This window comes from Flammeovirga sp. SubArs3 (assembly GCF_947387565.1).
GTDB classification, from domain to species: Bacteria; Bacteroidota; Bacteroidia; order Cytophagales; family Flammeovirgaceae; genus Flammeovirga; species Flammeovirga agarivorans.
Window position 1 is genome coordinate 57,072 of sequence record NZ_CANDOA010000005.1, and the last position, 19,334, is coordinate 76,405.

The window sequence follows — 19,334 nt, forward strand, 5'->3', positions numbered from 1 at the left end:
AAAACGGAAGTAACTAAACAAAAAAGATGAAAGATTTTTTTACTGATTTCAAAATAACCTGGATTACATTACTGACGTTATTGTCAATTAATGTATTCGGACAATCCAACTATCTCTACTTACAAAATTCACAAGTAGGTATTGGTAGCATCACAGAGACAGAAGGAGGTTTCTTATACCCCGAAAGCAGTGATCCATTAGGAGGAATCTGTCATAATTTAATTGAGTTTAAAAGGAATAATGCTAATTTTAGCTATGTAAAAATTGATCTGAATGGTACTATCGATTTTTCATCTTCTAAAACTATCGATTTAAACCTATTAGTAAGTCAACCCAACACATCATTAACGAACAACACTTTAGTATGTGTACTAAGAAATAGCGGAGATACAGATACTGAAGTATTAACTTCTTCGCAAATTGGAGTATTCAATGAATGGGAAGCACATACTTTTGATTTTACAGACAAAGAACTACTGACTGATTATAATGAAGTTTATTTATACTTTATTTTCAATAGTGAAAACAATGAAGGTGATCAGCTAAGCTTTTATATCGGAGAAGTAAATGGACCAAGAGTTGAGCAAGATTTTCTTTCAACTACAGCGACTTCTTCTGAATCTGGAGATAGGGTTACTATCCATTTTAATGGTCATGATGATATAGATAAAATTTACAATCCAACTTTTAAATTGTTTGATGCTTCTGAACAAGAATTAATCATCAAACAAACACTAATTTATGATGATGCAATTGATTTATACTTAGAATCACCGATTGCATTTGGAGAAGATATTACATACAGTTTCACACAGGGTACAGTCATTACAACAGAAGGAGTGAAATTGTCATCATTTGAAGGAAAATCGGTTATCAATAACTCAGAATTTGTTCCTGTTATCAACCTACTTTATAAGTTTGGAGAACCTTCTTTATTGACGATACCAAATCCGAATGGATTTACGTTAGACAAGAATTCAATAAATCCAGAAAACTCTTCTGAAAAGGTAGGTAAGTTTGTTAGAGGAGGGAACCCATGGGTCAATTTAGAATGGACAATTCCGCAAGATTATCATTTTGACTTTTCTGAAACTAAACAATTTAGCATTGACTACTACTTCGAGGATATCAATAAGCCAGATTTAAACAAAGAAGTTACGTTAGGTTTTAGACTATACGATGAAGCGGGAGATAAAGTAGGTGAAATACGATTGGCTTCACAGACTGTAACATGCTTTGGGAATTGGGCTACATATACTTTTGATGTTTCTGCACTTTCAGAGGAGGTACGTAATCAAATCAAAGACTTACAATTCTATTTATCTCCGGGTGATGTAAATGGAGAGGGATTAACAGGTTATGTGAATAATGTGAGAGGTCCTAGAATTGTAGCCACGAATATCTTTACGGAAGTATCAACAGATAATAGTGGAGAAGCAATATATTTAGACATGTATTCATCGGGTGCGATACAAACGGTCAATAACCCAGATTTTACAGTAACTGCAGATGGAGAAGAGCAGACGATTGCTTCAATCTCGAATACTGATAATCAAATTGTTATAGAATTAGATAACCCTCTAGATCTAACAAAAGAGGTACTTTTATCTTTTGATAATACTGCGGAAGCAATTACAGATAGCGATGGCTTGGAGTTAAATTCATTTACAGATGTTTCTGTGGAGGTACCAGAGGTAAATGTACCCATCATCGAGAATGATGTATTCTATTATTTTGATGACACCAGTAATGATTTATTTAACCCGTTCAACACTAGTAACTTTACAAAAGAAGTAGTGGATAACCCCTACATTAATGAAGTAGTACCAGATGCAAGAGTAACGAAAATTACAAGAGCAAAAGTATCTCATGGGAACACTAACTTTTATACTGTAAATAATGCATTTATCAGAGGAGACCGAAATTTGGTCTTCAAAATGATGGTATACCAAGAAGATGATCTTCCAGAATTATCTTACAATGCTATTGGACTTGAATTATTGAATAGAACTGATAATTATGGTATCAAGGTAGAACCAAAAATTACAGCAAGAGGTCAGTGGATAGAATTAGTATTTGACTATTCTCAAATTACGGAAAATAGAGATTACAAAAATGATCCTGATAATCCAGCACCACCAGTAAGTGAATCTATTTACAATCGTTTCTCTATTACTTTCGGAGTGGATAATAATGACGATGAAAATAAAATTGATGGAGTGGTATATTACCTTACTAATTTCTATGGCCCTCATGTACATTCAGAAAGTGATCCATCATTGTATGCATTATTTGCGGATGGTGAGTTGTTAGAAGGTTTATCAGATGGAATTAAAGAGTTTTCTGTTGAAGTACCTTCAGGAAGTGATGTTCCAGAAATAGAAGCAGTAGCCAATCATATGGATGCAAAAGTAGTGATTACTCCTGCGGCGGATTTATCTGGAGAAACAATAATTGATGTTATCGCACAAGATGGAACCACTACTGAACAATACAAAGTGAGCTTTGTGGAAGGACCTGCTTCTACGAATACGAATCTAAGTGAGATTAGTATCAATGACTTTGTTTTAACAACATTCGACACTTCAATCAAAGAATACACTTTTACTTATCCTATTGAAACATCAATAGTACCAAACGTAGAAGCAACAGCAGAAGACAAAAATGCATCGTTTGTAATTGATCAACCTACTGAATTACCAGGAGTTACTGAGATTGTAGTGACAGCACAAGATGGGACTACTGAAGATACCTATACATTGAACTTTAATCTTCTACCGGCCTCAGATATTGCTACATTAAGTTCATTATCTTCAGGTGATTTGATTAGAGATTTTGATCCCAACACTTTTGTCTATAATGTAGAACTACCATATGGTACGGAGGATATTCCTGAGTTAAACTCAGAAAAAGAAGATGATTTTGCAACAATAATGATCCACCAAGCAACAGAACTTCCTGGAAGTGCTACTGTAGAGGTTACTGCTCAAGATGGAACGGAGAAAACTTATACTGTAAACTTTTCAGTTGCTTTACCATCAACAGATGTATCTGTAGCAAGTATCGTATACTTAGGTTATGAATTCGAAGATTATGAGGAAGGGGTAGATAGTTATACATTATCATTACCTCATGGAAGTACTGAAGTACCAGAGATCACAGTTTTACCAAATTCTGAGGTAGCTACTTTGGTTTCAGATGTCGCCTCTTCTTTAGAAGAAACATCTACATTTACAATTACAGCACAAGATGGAATCACTAAAAAAATATTGACTTTTGATTTTGAGGTATTACCACCAGCTTCTCAAGATGGTACATTGTCTTCAATTATGGTGAATGGTGAAGAAATCGAAAATTTTGATCCTTCGGTAACAGAATACGATGTAGTATTGGAATTAGGAACTACAGATGCTCCTGTTGTTTCTGGTCTTTTAAATGATGAAAAAGGATCTCTTACCATTGTACAGTCATCTACAGTAGATGGTCAATCTACACTAACGGTTCAACCTGAGGATATCTTCGTTGATGAAACCGTGTATACTATTCACTTTAGTGTAAGACCTCCTTCAACAAATACCAATCTTGCGTCTATCACCTTAGATGGTGAACTGTTAGGAGACTTTTCAGTGGACATCTTTGATTATGTGATCGAGAGTGAAGATAATACAGTTCCTGAAGTAGAAGTTACTTTGGAAGATGAAAGAGGAAGCTACATTATTGTACAAGCTGGTAAAGCAGGAGCACCTGCAATTATTACAGTTACAGCAGAAGATCAAATTACACAGCAGACCTATACTGTATTTATTAAAAAATCAGCGGTTACTTCTACAGCTTTAGATTTTGAAAATGATGTGCAATTAGTAAGGCGATCTGCAACAAGTTTTGAAGTGGTATCACAGAAAAGCTTATCGGGTTGTCAGCTATTTATCCATGATCTTCAAGGTAAAGTTATTTATGCAGGAGAAATCGACGGACTACAAAAAGTGATTACCGATCTTCCATCAGCAATCCTTATTGTTAGAATTGTCAACCAAGATGGAGTATGGTTCAAGAAAATCAAGCTTTAATTGAAAAGGAGCATTAAAAAATATTATTCCGATGCAGTGAATACGGCTCATGTATGGAATATAGCTTAGAGAATAAATGGCGTACCATGTACTTGGTACGTCTTTTTTGTTTCCCACATTTCAGAATTAATATAAAAGCAACCTTTTGATATATTAAGAATACGGTCGAATTAAGTAAGATGATGATCTTGTTGAGGAGTACACAATTCTATTCAAACAACTTAATTTTTTATGATGATGAAATGGGTGAAAAAATCGGTATTTCTTTGTATCGTTTTAGCATTAACAACAAATCTTCATGCTCAAACTTATGAGCAAATGGTATCGACCAAAAAAGAAGCATTAGATCACTTTAATGATGATAAGTTTGGTATGTTTATCCATTGGGGTATTTATTCCATTTTGGGCGGCGTTTACAAAGGTGAGAAGATAGACGATATGAAAAGCCCTGATCCTAAAGATGGAGCTTGGATACAGGCGACTGGAGAAATACCAAGAGCAGAATATGATCAATTAGTTAAGCAATTTAACCCTATCTTATTTGATGCAGATGAATACGTACAATTGATTAAAAATGCAGGCATGAAGTATTTAGTCATTACGGCTAAACATCATGATGGTTTTGCCTTATGGGATTCTAAAGTGAGTACATTTGATATGGGGAGTACCCCTTCTAAAAGAGATCTATTACAAGAACTTTATGATGCTTGTCAAAAGTATGGGGTAGACTTCGGATTATATTACTCTCACAATATTGACTGGCATGATGCACATGATTGTAACATTAAGCAATACTTGGATTTTAAAGGAGAAGTATGGCCAGAACCAGCAGATTTTACAGGACAGAAAAGACGTACTATGGGTGCTAATTTATGGGATCCCAGTCCAAATACTTTCGATGATTATCTGTATAAAAAAGCCTACCCTCAAGTAGAAGAGTTGTTGACGAAATTCCCCAACTTGAAAATCATCTGGTACGACTTTGCTCACTTCTTAACGGCAGGTCAAAGTTTTAAATTTTATCAGATGGTCTACAAACTAAATCCCAATGTGATAGTGACGGACAGAGTCGGAAATAATTTTGGTGATTTTAGAATTCCAGGTGATAACAAAATTCCTTCAATAGAAGAAATGGGAGGAAAACCTTGGGAAACAGTAGGGACATTCAATAACTCTTGGGGTTATAAGTCATATGATAACGATTGGAAGTCTCCATATGAGTTAATTTATTGGATTACTGCAATCTCAAGCAGGGGAGGAAACTATATGTTGAATATTGGTCCCAAAGGTGATGGTACCATTCCAGAACAAAATGTAAAAATCCTTCATGCTATTGGCGAATGGATGAGTGTTAATGGAGCAGCGATATATGGTACAAAAAGGTGGAAGGTAAGTAGAGAAGGAACAGCAGCAAAAAAGATGTTAGGAACAGGGCACCGAGAGACACATGGCTTCACACAAAAGTTTACAACATCAGATTTCTGGTTTACAGCCAAAGGGAATAAAGTATATGTTATAGCTTTGGAAAGAGGAAAAGAGGCCCTAATCAAGAGTTTTGCAGAGGAAAATATACAACAGGTAAAACTGTTAGGACATCACAAAAAATTAAGATGGAAACAAACAGAAGAAGGTCTTTCTATCGTACTTCCAAAAAACAAGAACAAGCAGATTGGATATGCGTTAGAAGTGACGCTTACTCAGGATACAGAGCAAAAAGAACTAAAATAAAACAACTATACTTTAAGTAAACTATTGACTATGAAATTATTAATCACCCTTTTTATGACTGTTATTTCTGTGCATCTACTTAATGCACAGGATACTATTTATTACGATATCAATCTCCAACCTTTGAGTAGAAATAGTCAAAAATCTACCTACTATTCCTTTCATAATGGAAAGAAGGTAGGTAACTTTTATCGTCATAACTTTTATTACCTAGACGGTTCATTATATCAGACTTGTTTTACAAAATCTCAGAAGGAAAAGTCACCAAAAGAAGGTCAGTTTCAGTCATTCTACCCATCAGGAAATGTTCTTGAAGAAGGGATGTATGTAAAAGGGAAGAAGTATCTAAAATGGGCTAAATTTTTTGAAAATGGACAACCTGCTTTAGTGTATTCCATCAATTATGATGATAAAAAAGAAGACAATGGTTGGATAGAATATCATAGAGTTTGGGATAAAGAAGGTAATGAAACCGTAAAAAATGGAAAAGGTAATGCCAAGTTGTATAATGCTCAAGGTCAATTAATAGAGGAAGGTAAAATTACTCAATTGAAAAAAAATGGGTTATGGGTAGGCTATTATCCTAATGGACAAAAGAAGTATGAAGAGACCTACAAAAAAGGAATTTTACAGCAAGGAACGTTTTGGGAATTAACTGGAGAAAGTGAAGTCTATGATGATCTAGCTTTTATTAAAAATAAGAGTATTCAATCAGAGAATAAGAAATATTATACCAAATACTTCAATGAAGTTCCTGTATACCATGAACATGTTTTTTGTTATTCTACCGTAAATAAGGAGAAAGCAGGGAAACTTACAAAAAATGAATTCTTCTATTTAGATGGAACAGTATATACACTCTTTTATTCTATCGAAAACACTTTCGAAGGACAATACCGTATGTATTACCCATCGGGTCAGTTAAAGGTAGAAGGCTTATATGAAAAAGGGAAAAAAGTAAATATTTGGAAGAGGTATTATCCAAATGGTCAAATTTATCAAGAGTACTCTATGAACTATAAAGATTATAAAGTACGTTTTCATAATGTATGGGAAGCTAGTGGAGTACAAACGGTAAAGGCAGGGGAAGGTCATGTCAAGTTAATAAATGATGATGGGGTTTTGTATGAAGAAGGAGATGTTTCTAAGAAAAATAAACATGGTGTTTGGACGGGGTATTATGGCAATGGTGACAAATATTTTGTTGAAAAATACGACAATGGAAAGTTTCTCACTGGAGAATCATGGGATGAAAAAGGGAAACATTATTTGTATGATCAGCTATACGCTCTACCATCACCAAAAATTACTATGAAAGGATTCTATAAACGAATAGGTCAAGTGATGAAGTACCCTTATATCGCAAAAATGAAAAATATTCAAGGCAAGGTGTATGTAGAAATTTCTATTTCTTATGCGGGGGTAATGACAAACGCAAGAATAAAAAAAGGTATTCATCCTTCCTTAGATCAAGCAGTGTTAAGAACCATTAAAGAAATTAATGAAGATATAGAATGGTATCCAGGAATGAAAAAAGGAATTATTGAGAGCGAAAGTAAAATTGTCCTTCCGGTCTCATTTAAACTAGGTGGTCATGTTAATTAATATATTACCACTCTAATAATGACTAATCATGAAAAGCGAGAGGAACACCATCCTCTCGCTTTTTATGCACATTGTTTAATGATGTTTCTGGATATTAATTGTCGATTTTATGAGCACTGAATAGGCTAAAAGTGATAATGTAAGATTAGAACAAAGAAAAGAAACACCACTTGCACCACATTAATTAGAATATTAAGAGTATTGTAAACACAACAGAAATGAATGGTTATTTGATTAATGATCTTTTGTGATATGAAACTTTTTTTATCTACTTTATTTTTACTACCCTTCTTGGCCTTTGCTCAAAAAGGTGAAGAGTCTATCTGGGATTTAAAAGCACTTTATAAAGCACCAGAGTTTGAAGAAACAACTTTAAAAAGTAAACCTAATGTCAAGAGTATTTTTTACAAAAGTATCAATTACGAAGGGCAACCAACGAAGGTATATGCTTATTACGGCCTTCCAAAAATGGAAAAGCCAAAGAATGGTTATCCTGCTGTAGTATTAATCCATGGCGGTGGAGGTACAGCAATGGAAGAATGGGTAGAAATTTGGAATAAGAAAGGATATGCCGCGATATCTATGGATTTAGAAGGGCATTTACCCTCTTTTCACCACAAAGATAGAGTAGGATTTGAAGGTAACGGCCCAAGTAGAGTTGGGGTGTTTCATGATAATGACAAGCCATTAAAAGATCAGTGGTATTATCAAGCCGTTGCTCAAGTGATTATCGCAAATTCATTTTTAAGGAATTTAGACGATGTAGATGCCAATAAAATTGGAGTAACTGGAGTAAGTTGGGGAGGTATGTTAACCAGTACTGTAGCAGGTGTTGATCATCGGTTCAAATTTGCCATTCCAATTTATGGATGTGGCTTTCTAAATGGAACAGATGGTCATATGGGAAATCATTTTAGAAATGGAAATGATGCCTACAGAGAAAACCTCCTTAAGAATTTTGAAGGGCAGAAGTATTTACCAAAAGTAGAGATGCCAATACTGTTTATTAATGGATCCAATGATGCACATTTCCCAATTCCTGCTTCTGTTGCTTCATATAAAGCACCAAAATCAGATGCTTATTTGTATATTGTAGATGGATTAGGACATGGTCATCCGCCTGCTTGGAAAGTGCAGGAGTCTTATACTTTTGCAGATGCAATTGTAAATAATAAACCTTTTATGAAAATCCAGAAGACACAGTGGGATAATGGTATTATTACTGCTTTTGTAAAAAGTGCAGATATAGCCAATGTGATGGTTTATTATACGGAAGATACAGGAAAGTGGGGGGATAGAAAGTGGACAAAACTTCCAGCGAAATTTTCTGGTAAAAAAATCAAAGGAGAATTACCTTCAACAGCACAAGCGGCCTATTTTTTAGTTACTGATACTAACGGAATAACTTTAACATCTGAAGTAAAGATGAAGGAGTTAGAGAACTAAATAAATGACTTTTTAAACACTATTCGAAATGAACTACATAAGAAAAATACTACTCGTTATATTTACCCTCTTTATAGGAGGAAGTGTTTGGGGGCAATTACCCACACCTCAAGACCTTTGGAAAGATTTCGACCCCGATCAAGGTGATTTTAAAGAAGAAATTATCTACGAAGGAGTAAGAGAAGGAATATATTATAAAGATGCTTACATTTCTGCTTATGTAAATGGGGAGGAAGTTAGAGTGTATTGTAAATATGCAGTAAAAGACGGATTGAAAAAGGCACCTGCTCTATTAGATGTTCATGGATGGATGTCTCAACCACACATTGATATGAATTATGTCAATGATGGATGGGCGGTATTAGCACATGACTATTGTGGAAAAACAGGTGATAGACCTCACTATACAAAATACCCTGAGTCATTAAAGTATGGTAATATTGATAATAAAGAAGGTTATAGAATAAAAAATAAATTACCTGATGGTTCTTTAATCACAGACCCTAAACAAACAGACGATTACTTATGGTATGTATTGCAGAGAAGAGCTTTAAGTTATTTGTATCAACAAAAAGAAATTGATACAGATAAAATTGGTGCCAAAGGCTACTCATATGGAGGAACCTTAATGTGGAACTTAGGTATGGACAAAAGAATTAAAGCTTTTGTAGCGTATTTTGGAATTGGTTATCTGCAATATTGGAGAAATAAGCAGGTGTGGCTCTACAATAATCCATATAAAGAACCAAGTAAGGATGCTGGAGATGAATTGTATTTATCAAGTATAGCACCACAGGTACATGCACCTTATATTCAAGCTCCTGCACTTTGGTTAAGTGGTACAAATGATCACCATGGAGGACATGAAAGAAGTGAACAGATATTTAAATCATTTCAAAAAGATATCCCTTGGGATTTTGCTTTACAGGCTAGAGGACATCACAATACTGAAAAGTTAGGTGATGATGCTAAAGTTTGGTTAGAAAAGTATGTAATGGGAACAAAACACTTTTGGCCAAAACGTCCAACTTCAAAAATAACATTGGATGATAAAGGTGTGCCTCAGTATACGGTCACTCCATCAGATATAGAAAAAGTAAAAAACGTAAAAATATATTATGCGTTAAAAGATCCAGTAAGCTATACGAGATCTTGGAGAGATACAGAAGCAAAGAAAGTTGGTAATTCTTGGGTAGCATCCTTACCCGTTTTAAATATCGATGATTATGTTTTTGCTTATTCGAACATTCATTACCGAGGTAATATTGTAATATCAGGTGATTTTGAAGCTGCAATTCCTTCAAAACTAGGAAACGCTATCGCTACAGATGAGCTATCTACTACAATGGAAGAGGAAGCTTGGACAAAAGTCGCTCAAGTAGAAGGTGTTGGTGGTATTATGGCGATAAGACCTTATGATAATAATCAAGGTACTGTCAATGAGAATTTCACTGATCCAAAATACGTTGCTCCTAAAGATGCCAATCTTAACTTTTTGTTTTATTGTACTCAACCACAAAGTTTAAGTTTGGTAGTAAATGATCATTACAAATATGATTTGGAAATAACAGCATCAAACGAATGGCAACAAATCGAAGTTTTGGCATCTGATGTTCGTTATGGTGGGCAACCGTTAGGACAATGGTCAAAAACTAAGAAAATTGCCATTAGACCAAAAGAAGGGTCAGACCTTACTAAAGTATTATTCTCTAACTTTTCTTGGGAAAAGAAGACTATTGAAGAAATCAAAGCAGAAGCTCAGAAACAAGCAGAGGCCAATCAGATAAAAGGAAAACGTTTATACTTGACATCTAAAAATGCAGCTGAGAAAGATACGTATTGGAGAATTCTAGATGGTAAATCTGTCGATGGGCAAGATCTGATGTGTAAAGGAAAACGTTATGATGAGGGATTAGGCGTACATGCACCATCTAAATTAACCTATGAAATTAAAGAAGGTTATAAGCATTTTTATGTAACACCAATAGCTTCAGAATCACACCATGGTAAACTGACAATGAAGATATATGTAGATGATAATGAGGTATATAATAGTGGAGTAATTACTTCAACAAATCAAGAAATAGAAAAATTTGATATTGATGTCACAGGAAGTAAGTCTCTAACATTGGTTGTAGAAGAGGGAGAAAATAAAGGTGGAGACCATGCGAATTGGATTGAACCGTTCTTTATTGTAGATGAAAGTGTTGAGATTGAATCCGCTGTGACAGAAAAAAAGACTGAGACAAAAGTTACGATATCTACTGTAGCAATGACTTCAACAGCAAAAACAAGTATTGCCACTGAAGTTGAAAAGGGAACCCGTGTTTACCTGACGCAGGAAACAATGAAACCTGAAAGTACATCTTACTGGAAGGTAAATAATAACATGTCTGTTAGTGGTGAAAAACTAACGATGAATGGTAAGGTCTATGAAAAAGGCCTTGGTGTGCATGCTCCTTCTAAGATATCTTATGCTATTCCTTCTAAATCAAAATATTTCTATGTAACTCCTGGTGCAGATGATGCCCATACAGGAAGTGTTAGAATGCGTATTGAAGTAGATGGGAAAGAGATGTATAATTCTGGGTTGATTTCAACAAGAAAACAAGATCCAAAAATGCAGGCAATCGAAGTCGCTGGAGGACATACTTTAACATTGATTGTTGAAGACGATGGTGATAGAGGAGGAGACCACGCAGATTGGGCAGATGCTTTCTTTGTTGAAGGCAAAAAAGAATATCCTAAAAAGAAAATAGCAATCGTTCCTGAAACAGATAAAACAAGTAATGTGAAAGGGGATAAAGTATTTCTTACAAAAGAAATGGCGACCTCAACAGAATCCTTTTGGAGAGTGATGAATGATTTATCTATTGTTGGAAAGAAGATAAGTATTAATGGAGAAACCTATGAGAAAGGATTGGGTGTACACTCCGATTCAAAAATTGTTTTTCCAATTAAGGACTCTTATAAATCGTTTGTTGTAACACCTGGTGCTAATGATTCACACCATGGTCTAATCCGTATGAGAATTCTTGTCGATGGTAATGAAGTGTATAATAGTGGCCCTTTAAAAAGCAGTGACCAATCGCCTAAAGAGTTATTGCTTGATGTGAAAGGCCGAAAAGAACTTACACTTATCGTTGATAAAGAAGATGACAATAATGGAGGAGATCATGCAAGTTGGGGTAATGCCTTTTTCCTTTTAACAGGAGGAGCAAAGTAATTACATCAAATACTAATAAATTTTGTTGACTACTTAATGAGCTAGCCTAAGTTTTAGGCTGGCTTTTTTTGTACAACATTTTATATCAGCTTCCTCTATCTTTAAATAGCACCTAACATTATACTACTACTAGTAGTGTTCTTATAATAATTATAAAATAGCATTACGCTCAGTTGTGAAGGTTGCTGATTAGTTGATTTACACTGAAATGCTTGTCATTTTGTTAATTAACCGCCTTATGTAAGATAAGAGCAAAAGAAAGATATACGCAAAGTAGCTTGATAGGCTAAAAAAATGCAATTTACAATCGTTTAGAACGGGTTTTTTAATATCAACCTATTTTTTAGAGTAATAAACGACAAAGAAAAATGAACAGATTTATTCTACTTTTTATACTTCTTTGCTTTCAGATATCAGTCTTTGGAACTATAAAAAATACAAGATTCGACAGATTGTATGATATCCATGGATTGAACCAAAATACTGTTGCTTCATTACATCAAGATAAATCAGGATTTATTTGGATCGGTACACCTAATGGGTTGTTCAGATACAATGGGAATGAATTTAAATCATATATACATCAACCTGAAGATGACAATACATTAATTAGTAGTAGTGTCACCAATATATTCGAAGATAAGAACGAGCATTTATGGTTAATCACATCCAGTGGTTTATCTATTTTTGACTTAAATAAAGAGAAGTTTTATAACCCTGAAGATTTTAATAACTCGTTAAGACCAAAAGAAGAAATTTTAAAAATAGAACCACTGAACAAAGAGGAGTTATACTTATTATCTTCTGATAAATTATATCATATTACTATCAAGGAAGATTATAAATTAGAGTGGAAAGAAATTGCAGAGCTACAACGACCACATTTACAGTTTAGAAATTTTGCAGTAAATAAGGAGAAAGTCTATTTACAAACTCCTATCACTTTAGAAGTATATGATATTCAGTCAGACGATACTATCAAAAAGTTATATGAAATAAAATGTGATATTGATTTACAATCTGATCGTATTTCTGCATTTACCATTAATCCTTATGATGACAAACTGTATCTTTCTACAAAATATTCATGCTTTGAATATGAGTTGAACTGGGAGAAGATCAAGCTGGTCAATAAAATTGATTCAGAGACTTTAGGTACAACAAACAATGAGGAACATACTATTAAAAGGTTGTCATTGGATAGAAATGGCATCTTATGGATTTATATGCTGACAGATGGTGTTATTGCTTTTGATATTAAGTCGAAAAAGGTGATCCATTTTAAAAATTCATTAGATGAGACATCGATTTCAAGCAATATTGTCAATGATATCCTACTGGACTTATCTGGATTGTATTGGTTTGGTACAGGGCATGGTGCCATTAGTATTTTGAACCCTAATAAAAAGCCTTTCTACCATATCTCTAATAACTATTACAAACCACAGAGTTTATCCTCCAACTTAGTCAATACGATTTATATTGATAAAAAACAGAAACTTTGGGTGGGTACTTTTGATAAAGGTTTAGATATTAGTACTAGTAAATACGTATTAGAAGACTCTGAGCAAGCGAGTTTCAAGAACTTTTTTAAAGATCAGACGATAAGTACGATCAAAGAATTTGATGATAAGATTTATGTAACTACCTCAACAGGCCTTTATATTTCAGATAGTAACCATAGTAATTTCCAACGTATCTTTCCTCAGAAATTTCCGAATAATGAGAAGAATTTTTTCGTAGAACTATTTGAGAAAATTGATGATAAGCTTTTGGTGTATGCTTACGGTCGTTTTACTATGATTGACATTAATACGCATGAAGTGGTGAAGATGCATAATAAAATCAAGAACATGGATCTTTTGGAGAAAAAGACGGTGATTCAGATGCATTATGATGGAAAAGATGGAGTGTATATTGGGACTGTAAAAGGATTATACTACCTAAAAATAAATTCAGGTTCATATGAGGTAGCTGAAGCATTAACACCTAAAAGTACTAGCCTGAGTAAGAGTAGAATTTTTGTATTGCATAAACCTAAAAATGAAGACAATACCTTATGGGTAGGAACTTTTGGCGATGGTTTATACAAATGTACTATTCAAAGAGGTAAGGTTGTCGATTATGAGTTATTCTCTCAAAAAGATGGCTTACCAGATAATGTAATTTACAGTATTGTAGAGGGTACCGGTAACTCATTATGGATCTCATCTGATGGGGGTATTGCTAAGCTGAACCCTGAAACAAGAGAGGTGAAAGTTTATGATGTAAGTGATGGTTTGCTAGCCAATAACTTTAGACGTTATGCATTCTTCAAGATGGAAGATGGTACAATCCTTATGGGTAACTTAAGAGGTATCACAGCTTTTAACCCATTGGATATCAAAGATGATACAAATGTACCTAGACCTCAAATACTTAAACTAAAGATTAGAAATGAGGAGATCAACCCATTCCAAGAATATGACGGGTATACTTTATTGACCAATCCTATTTATAAAACGGATGAAATTACGATACCTTATACTCTAAATCAGATTACATTAGAATTTGGAGCAACTCAGTATAATGCTAAAAATAGCATTAGATTTTCTTACAGATTATTGGGAGTAGACAAGCAATGGATTAATGCTGATAAATTTCAGCAAAGTGCTAATTATGTTAAGCTTCCAAGTGGTGAATATACTTTTGAATTAAAAGGGTATAATACAGACGGTATCGAAGGAAAAGAGATTAAGAGGCTTAAAATCAAAGTCTTAAAACCATGGTACTTAACCAACCTAGCTTATGTGATCTACTTGGCTATTGTTATTGCGATCATTTTGGGGGTAATCTTCTACTTAAGGTATTTATTCGGACTGAAACAGTCGATCTTATCTGAAAAGAAAGACAAGGAACATATCCGAGAGATTAACGAAGCAAAGCTAAAGTTCTTTACAAATATCAGTCATGAATTAAGAACTCCACTTACATTGATTTTAAGTCCTTTGGAGAAACTTACCTATGATAAGAAGTTACCTCCAGAGCTTAAAGAATATGTTGAAAATATCAATACTAATGGACAACGTTTATTGAACTTAACCAATTCACTAATTGATTTTAGAAAAATTGGAGAAGGTGAGATGAAGATCTATCCTGTTTTCCATGATGTCGTTCCATTTGTCACTAAAACTGCGGAAGCATTTAGCGATTATGCAGAGGATAAAAACATTGATTATCAGATTGATATCAGACACATTCCTATCAATGGTTGGATCGATAAAGGGACTATGGAAAGAATCTTATTTAACCTTTTATCGAATGCCTTTAAATACACTCCGAAAGGCGGTAAGGTCGTTTTTACCATCGATAAAATTGGAGATGAACTTCAACTGAAAGTCTCTGATAATGGTGTCGGAATGGATAAAGAAGAAGCAGATAAAATCTTTGATAGGTTCTATAGAGGAGATAACGAAGAAACTTTATTTGGGAGTAGTGGTATTGGTCTAAATCTGGTTCAGCAGTTATTGAAACTTCATCATGGAGAGATTCATGTTGATAGTGCAAAAGGAAGAGGGAGTACATTTACAGTGAAACTTCCACTACTGCACCCTGAGTTCAATAAAACGAATATGGAACGAGGACAAATTGAAGAGGCGAATACACCTCCTTCAGAAGTAAAGGAAGAAACGATCAAAAGTAAACATACATTACTAATCGTTGATGATAATACAGAAATCTTAAAATTGATCAAAGACCTGTTCCATCATGAATATAATGTACATACTGCAGAAAATGGTATTGAAGGATTAGAATTATCTATGAAAACAACACCTGATGTTATTCTTCTAGATGTAAATATGCCAAAAATGAATGGCTACGAATTGGCAGAGAAGCTAAAAGAAAATGTGCAAACAAGTCATGTTCCGATTATCTTCTTAACAGCCATGAGTGACTTGGAGAGCAGAAAGAAAGCCTTAGAAAAAGGAGGACAATTACACATTGGTAAGCCATTCTCTCCATACTTATTAGAGCTACAGGTAAATAATATTATTAATCAGAAGAATAAGGAGAAAGAAATCTTGAAGAAGAATATCATCATGAGTGCAGATAAGGAAAAGGTACTCACAAAAGATGAACAGTTCTTAAAAGATATCAAACAGATTCTTGAGGACAACTACAATAACGATGAGTTTACCGTAGAAGAATTATCTGTAAAAGTAAACATGTCTTACATTCAGTTTTACAGAAAGTTTAAAACCGTAACAGGTATTACTGCCAACGAATATTTAAGGTTATACCGTTTAGAAAAAGCTTCTCATTTACTAAGTAATGATGAGAACATTACGGTTAGAGAAGTGATGTACAATGTAGGCTTTAATAGTCAGTCGTATTTCACTAAAGCTTTCAAGAAAGAATATGGTTTAACACCGGCTGAATTCAAGAAAACGAAGACAAAAGAAAAAGAAAACGTTTAATTCATTTCATTGGATACATCTTAAAACCGAGTCGTCATATTAATAACAATGTGCATGGCTCGGCTTTTTCGTGTGTAATAGTTTGATATTCAGATGATAGTATTCGGTTCTTTGGTGTTTTATAACGATTCATTGTTTGCAATATCAAGACAATCATTTGATATTTTATTGATACCTCCAAAGTAAATAAGAGCATAAGTTTGTGTTAGTTAATTACTTAATATGCTTATGCAGCAATTTACTTTTTAAATACCATCACTATGAAACTATCTAATTTCGAGGTGAAATATCTTATTACTTTCTGGATACTATTATTCTCAACTTCTATAAACTTAGAAGCTCAATTACCTCCTCAATTATGGGATTTTGCGAATACAAATACACAAATGTATTTCCCAGATAAATTAGGGGTAACAGAAGAGTTTCACATTCATACCAATCATCACTTTTTGCGTTTCAATGCCAAGAAATTAAAGTTGGTACAATTTAGAAGTAACGCTCCTTTTGAAAGAAATAGAGGAATGGAACGTCTACTGAGTAAGACAGATTTTGATATTCTATCGATGTACCTGGAATATAATGGCAGTAGGTATAAAGTAATAAGAGATGAAGCAAATCCAAGTTACTTAGGAGAATGGGTAGAGGGAGGTAAATTTTTTCAGAGACGATTTATCTCAGGATTAAAATTAGAAGATGGACCATTGTTTAAGTTTGGGTTAGAGATTGCTTCTTGGGCAGACGCTTTTGCTTTCACACTAACGTATGATGAAAACTTTATGCCTGAGGATGAAATGAAATTAATTATTGAGTTTGATTTACCTCAGGAACAATACAATATTAGTAAGAAAAGTAAACAGGAATTGCTGGTTTCAAGTACTAATGATTTGCATTGGAACGTAAAATCTGACCAAGTAGACAATTCCATAAAAATGGGAGGAGGGAAGATAAAAATAGAAGCACCACTCAAAAACCGTATGGTTTCAGCAATCTTTAGTTATGTACATCCTTTTCAAGAAAATGGTGGTATTAAAGTCACTGCAACTGATAGAAATAGCCCTTTTAATGATTTGAAAGTAAAAAAAGATACTATTCTACAAGCAACAGTAGTTTCTTTAAATGATAATATGCAATCCAAATTTGGAATGGAACGTACACAACTTGTTTTGGAAAATACGACCAACAAAGTACAATTTGAACGATTGATATTTGAAAAATCAGAGACCGTAAAAGACATTACAGGCTGTTCGATCATTTTAAGAGATAAAGAAGGTTTCCCTACAGGTATTCCTATTCAATTATCAAAAAACTGGCATAACAACTATTATTCGAAGTATATGGGTCCATGGATTCGTGGTTTTACAATGGTAGCTATACCACCAAATAAAAGTGTTGAGCTAGAAATAAGTAGAGTATCTGGATATTGGGGTAGTTTACCAGCAGTATCTCATAGTCAACTTTCGTTGTGTGCTTGGGGAAATAAAACGGCTACTAGCCATCAATTATGGGAAGAAACAGCAGTAGGTGCATTTGGAGAAAGTATCTGTTATGAACCAAATGGAGGTTTAACAAAATCCATGATTACAGATGTAAGACCATTGTTTGTTAGAAGTACAGATAAAAATGTAGCTGCACCCAAAATGTATGATTGGACACCAAATGTTGGTGGTGGAGATTTTCTCAGGTACTATGATATGGAAGGGAACCTAAAGCAGATCAAACAGATGAAGGTTAACTACATCAGAAATTGCCCTAACTTGTCGGAAGTGGTCTATACTGGTAAAACAGAAAATGATGAAGCAGATTACAAGCTGACGACACATATCATCCGATCAAATGATTACCTAAGAGCGTACTATCATGTTGAACTTACGGTCAATAAAACATTTGAATTCAGCCGTTTAGCAATTGCACAATTTGGATCAGAAACATATGCTTTCAGTCATGAAAATAACTTTGGCTATGGAAATGAATACGGCATCTTATTAGATATTGAAAACGAAAGAGATAAAACAGGGTATTCTATCAAAAACATAGACGCCCCTGGCGCTGCACCTTGGGCGAGTATGCATAATGCAGAAAACCCAATGCCCGATAAATACGGAACTTGGGCGAATAGAGGGTTAGTATTAAGAGAATGGAAATCGATTATTGATGGCGAATTAGTAAAACCTCAATTTTCAACATTTGTACATTACAGTTCGAAGATCAAGAAGAATGTTACCTTAATAGAGTTGAATTTCCCGCATGATATCAGAGCTTTAAATCAAGGCGATGTTATTGATGCAGTGATAGAGTTGTGCATTCTCCCTAATGAGCCCGATAGTTATTATGGAGACAACGAAAACTTTAAAGAGTTTATGAAAGAAGCCGCCAATACTTGGAAGCCAATGTTTAGAGAAGCCTACCAGAATACTCAGAAGCTTAATATCAAAAAAGGAAAGTTAGTAAGAAGAACACCTCTAATGATTGATGCTGAAGATGATGAAGTAGTGGTAGATATTTCTAATGGTGTTGGTTATGTACCGGTGACTATTTCGAACATTTCCAACTACAAAAAATTTAGAGCGATCATTACAAAAAATGGTGATTTTATTAATCTAAAGGACCAAGAGAAGTTTGGCAACGATTATTGGCAAACAGATTACAACCCAGAATCTAAAACTTGGGAAGTAACGTACTCTATTCCTATGGATGATAACATTGAGCCCTAGTCTTACATTAGGGTATGAAATGTTCAAAAAAACCTTTATTTTTAAGCTATTCATTGATGATTATATCTCAATCTTTCATTATGTAGATTCATAA

7 protein-coding genes are annotated in these 19,334 nt (G+C 34.1%); all 7 read left to right on the forward strand.

What is annotated here, in order from left to right:
• Positions 1 to 26: 26 nt before the first annotated feature.
• The 7 genes from QL232_RS15490 to QL232_RS15520 all read left to right on the forward strand — a co-directional run bounded on the left by QL232_RS15490 (position 27) and on the right by QL232_RS15520 (position 19,240).
• The gene (locus QL232_RS15490) at positions 27 to 4,067 is read left to right on the forward strand and encodes a hypothetical protein (RefSeq protein WP_281614765.1); all 4,041 of its coding nucleotides are present in this window, start codon (positions 27 to 29) and stop codon (positions 4,065 to 4,067) included.
• A 231-nt stretch (positions 4,068 to 4,298) separates the two neighbouring features.
• Positions 4,299 to 5,795, forward strand: coding sequence for an alpha-L-fucosidase (locus tag QL232_RS15495; protein WP_281614766.1), 1,497 nt, complete (start codon positions 4,299 to 4,301; stop codon positions 5,793 to 5,795).
• A 30-nt stretch (positions 5,796 to 5,825) separates the two neighbouring features.
• On the forward strand, positions 5,826 to 7,400 hold the full coding sequence (locus tag QL232_RS15500; RefSeq protein ID WP_281614767.1) for an energy transducer TonB: 1,575 nt from the start codon (positions 5,826 to 5,828) through the stop codon (positions 7,398 to 7,400).
• Positions 7,401 to 7,652: 252 nt separating this feature from the next.
• Entirely contained in the window at positions 7,653 to 8,846 is a 1,194-nt protein-coding gene (locus QL232_RS15505) for an acetylxylan esterase (RefSeq protein ID WP_281614768.1), read from the forward strand.
• A 28-nt stretch (positions 8,847 to 8,874) separates the two neighbouring features.
• Positions 8,875 to 12,072: an NPCBM/NEW2 domain-containing protein gene (locus tag QL232_RS15510; RefSeq protein WP_281614769.1), complete on the forward strand. Its 3,198-nt coding sequence runs from the start codon at positions 8,875 to 8,877 to the stop codon at positions 12,070 to 12,072.
• Between the two features lie 368 nt (positions 12,073 to 12,440).
• Positions 12,441 to 16,529 carry a hybrid sensor histidine kinase/response regulator transcription factor gene (locus tag QL232_RS15515; protein ID WP_281614770.1) on the forward strand — a complete coding sequence of 1,363 codons (4,089 nt, stop codon included), beginning with the start codon at positions 12,441 to 12,443 and terminating at the stop codon, positions 16,527 to 16,529.
• A 260-nt stretch (positions 16,530 to 16,789) separates the two neighbouring features.
• The gene (locus tag QL232_RS15520) at positions 16,790 to 19,240 is read left to right on the forward strand and encodes a hypothetical protein (RefSeq protein ID WP_281614771.1); all 2,451 of its coding nucleotides are present in this window, start codon (positions 16,790 to 16,792) and stop codon (positions 19,238 to 19,240) included.
• The last annotated feature ends 94 nt before the right edge of the window (positions 19,241 to 19,334 follow it).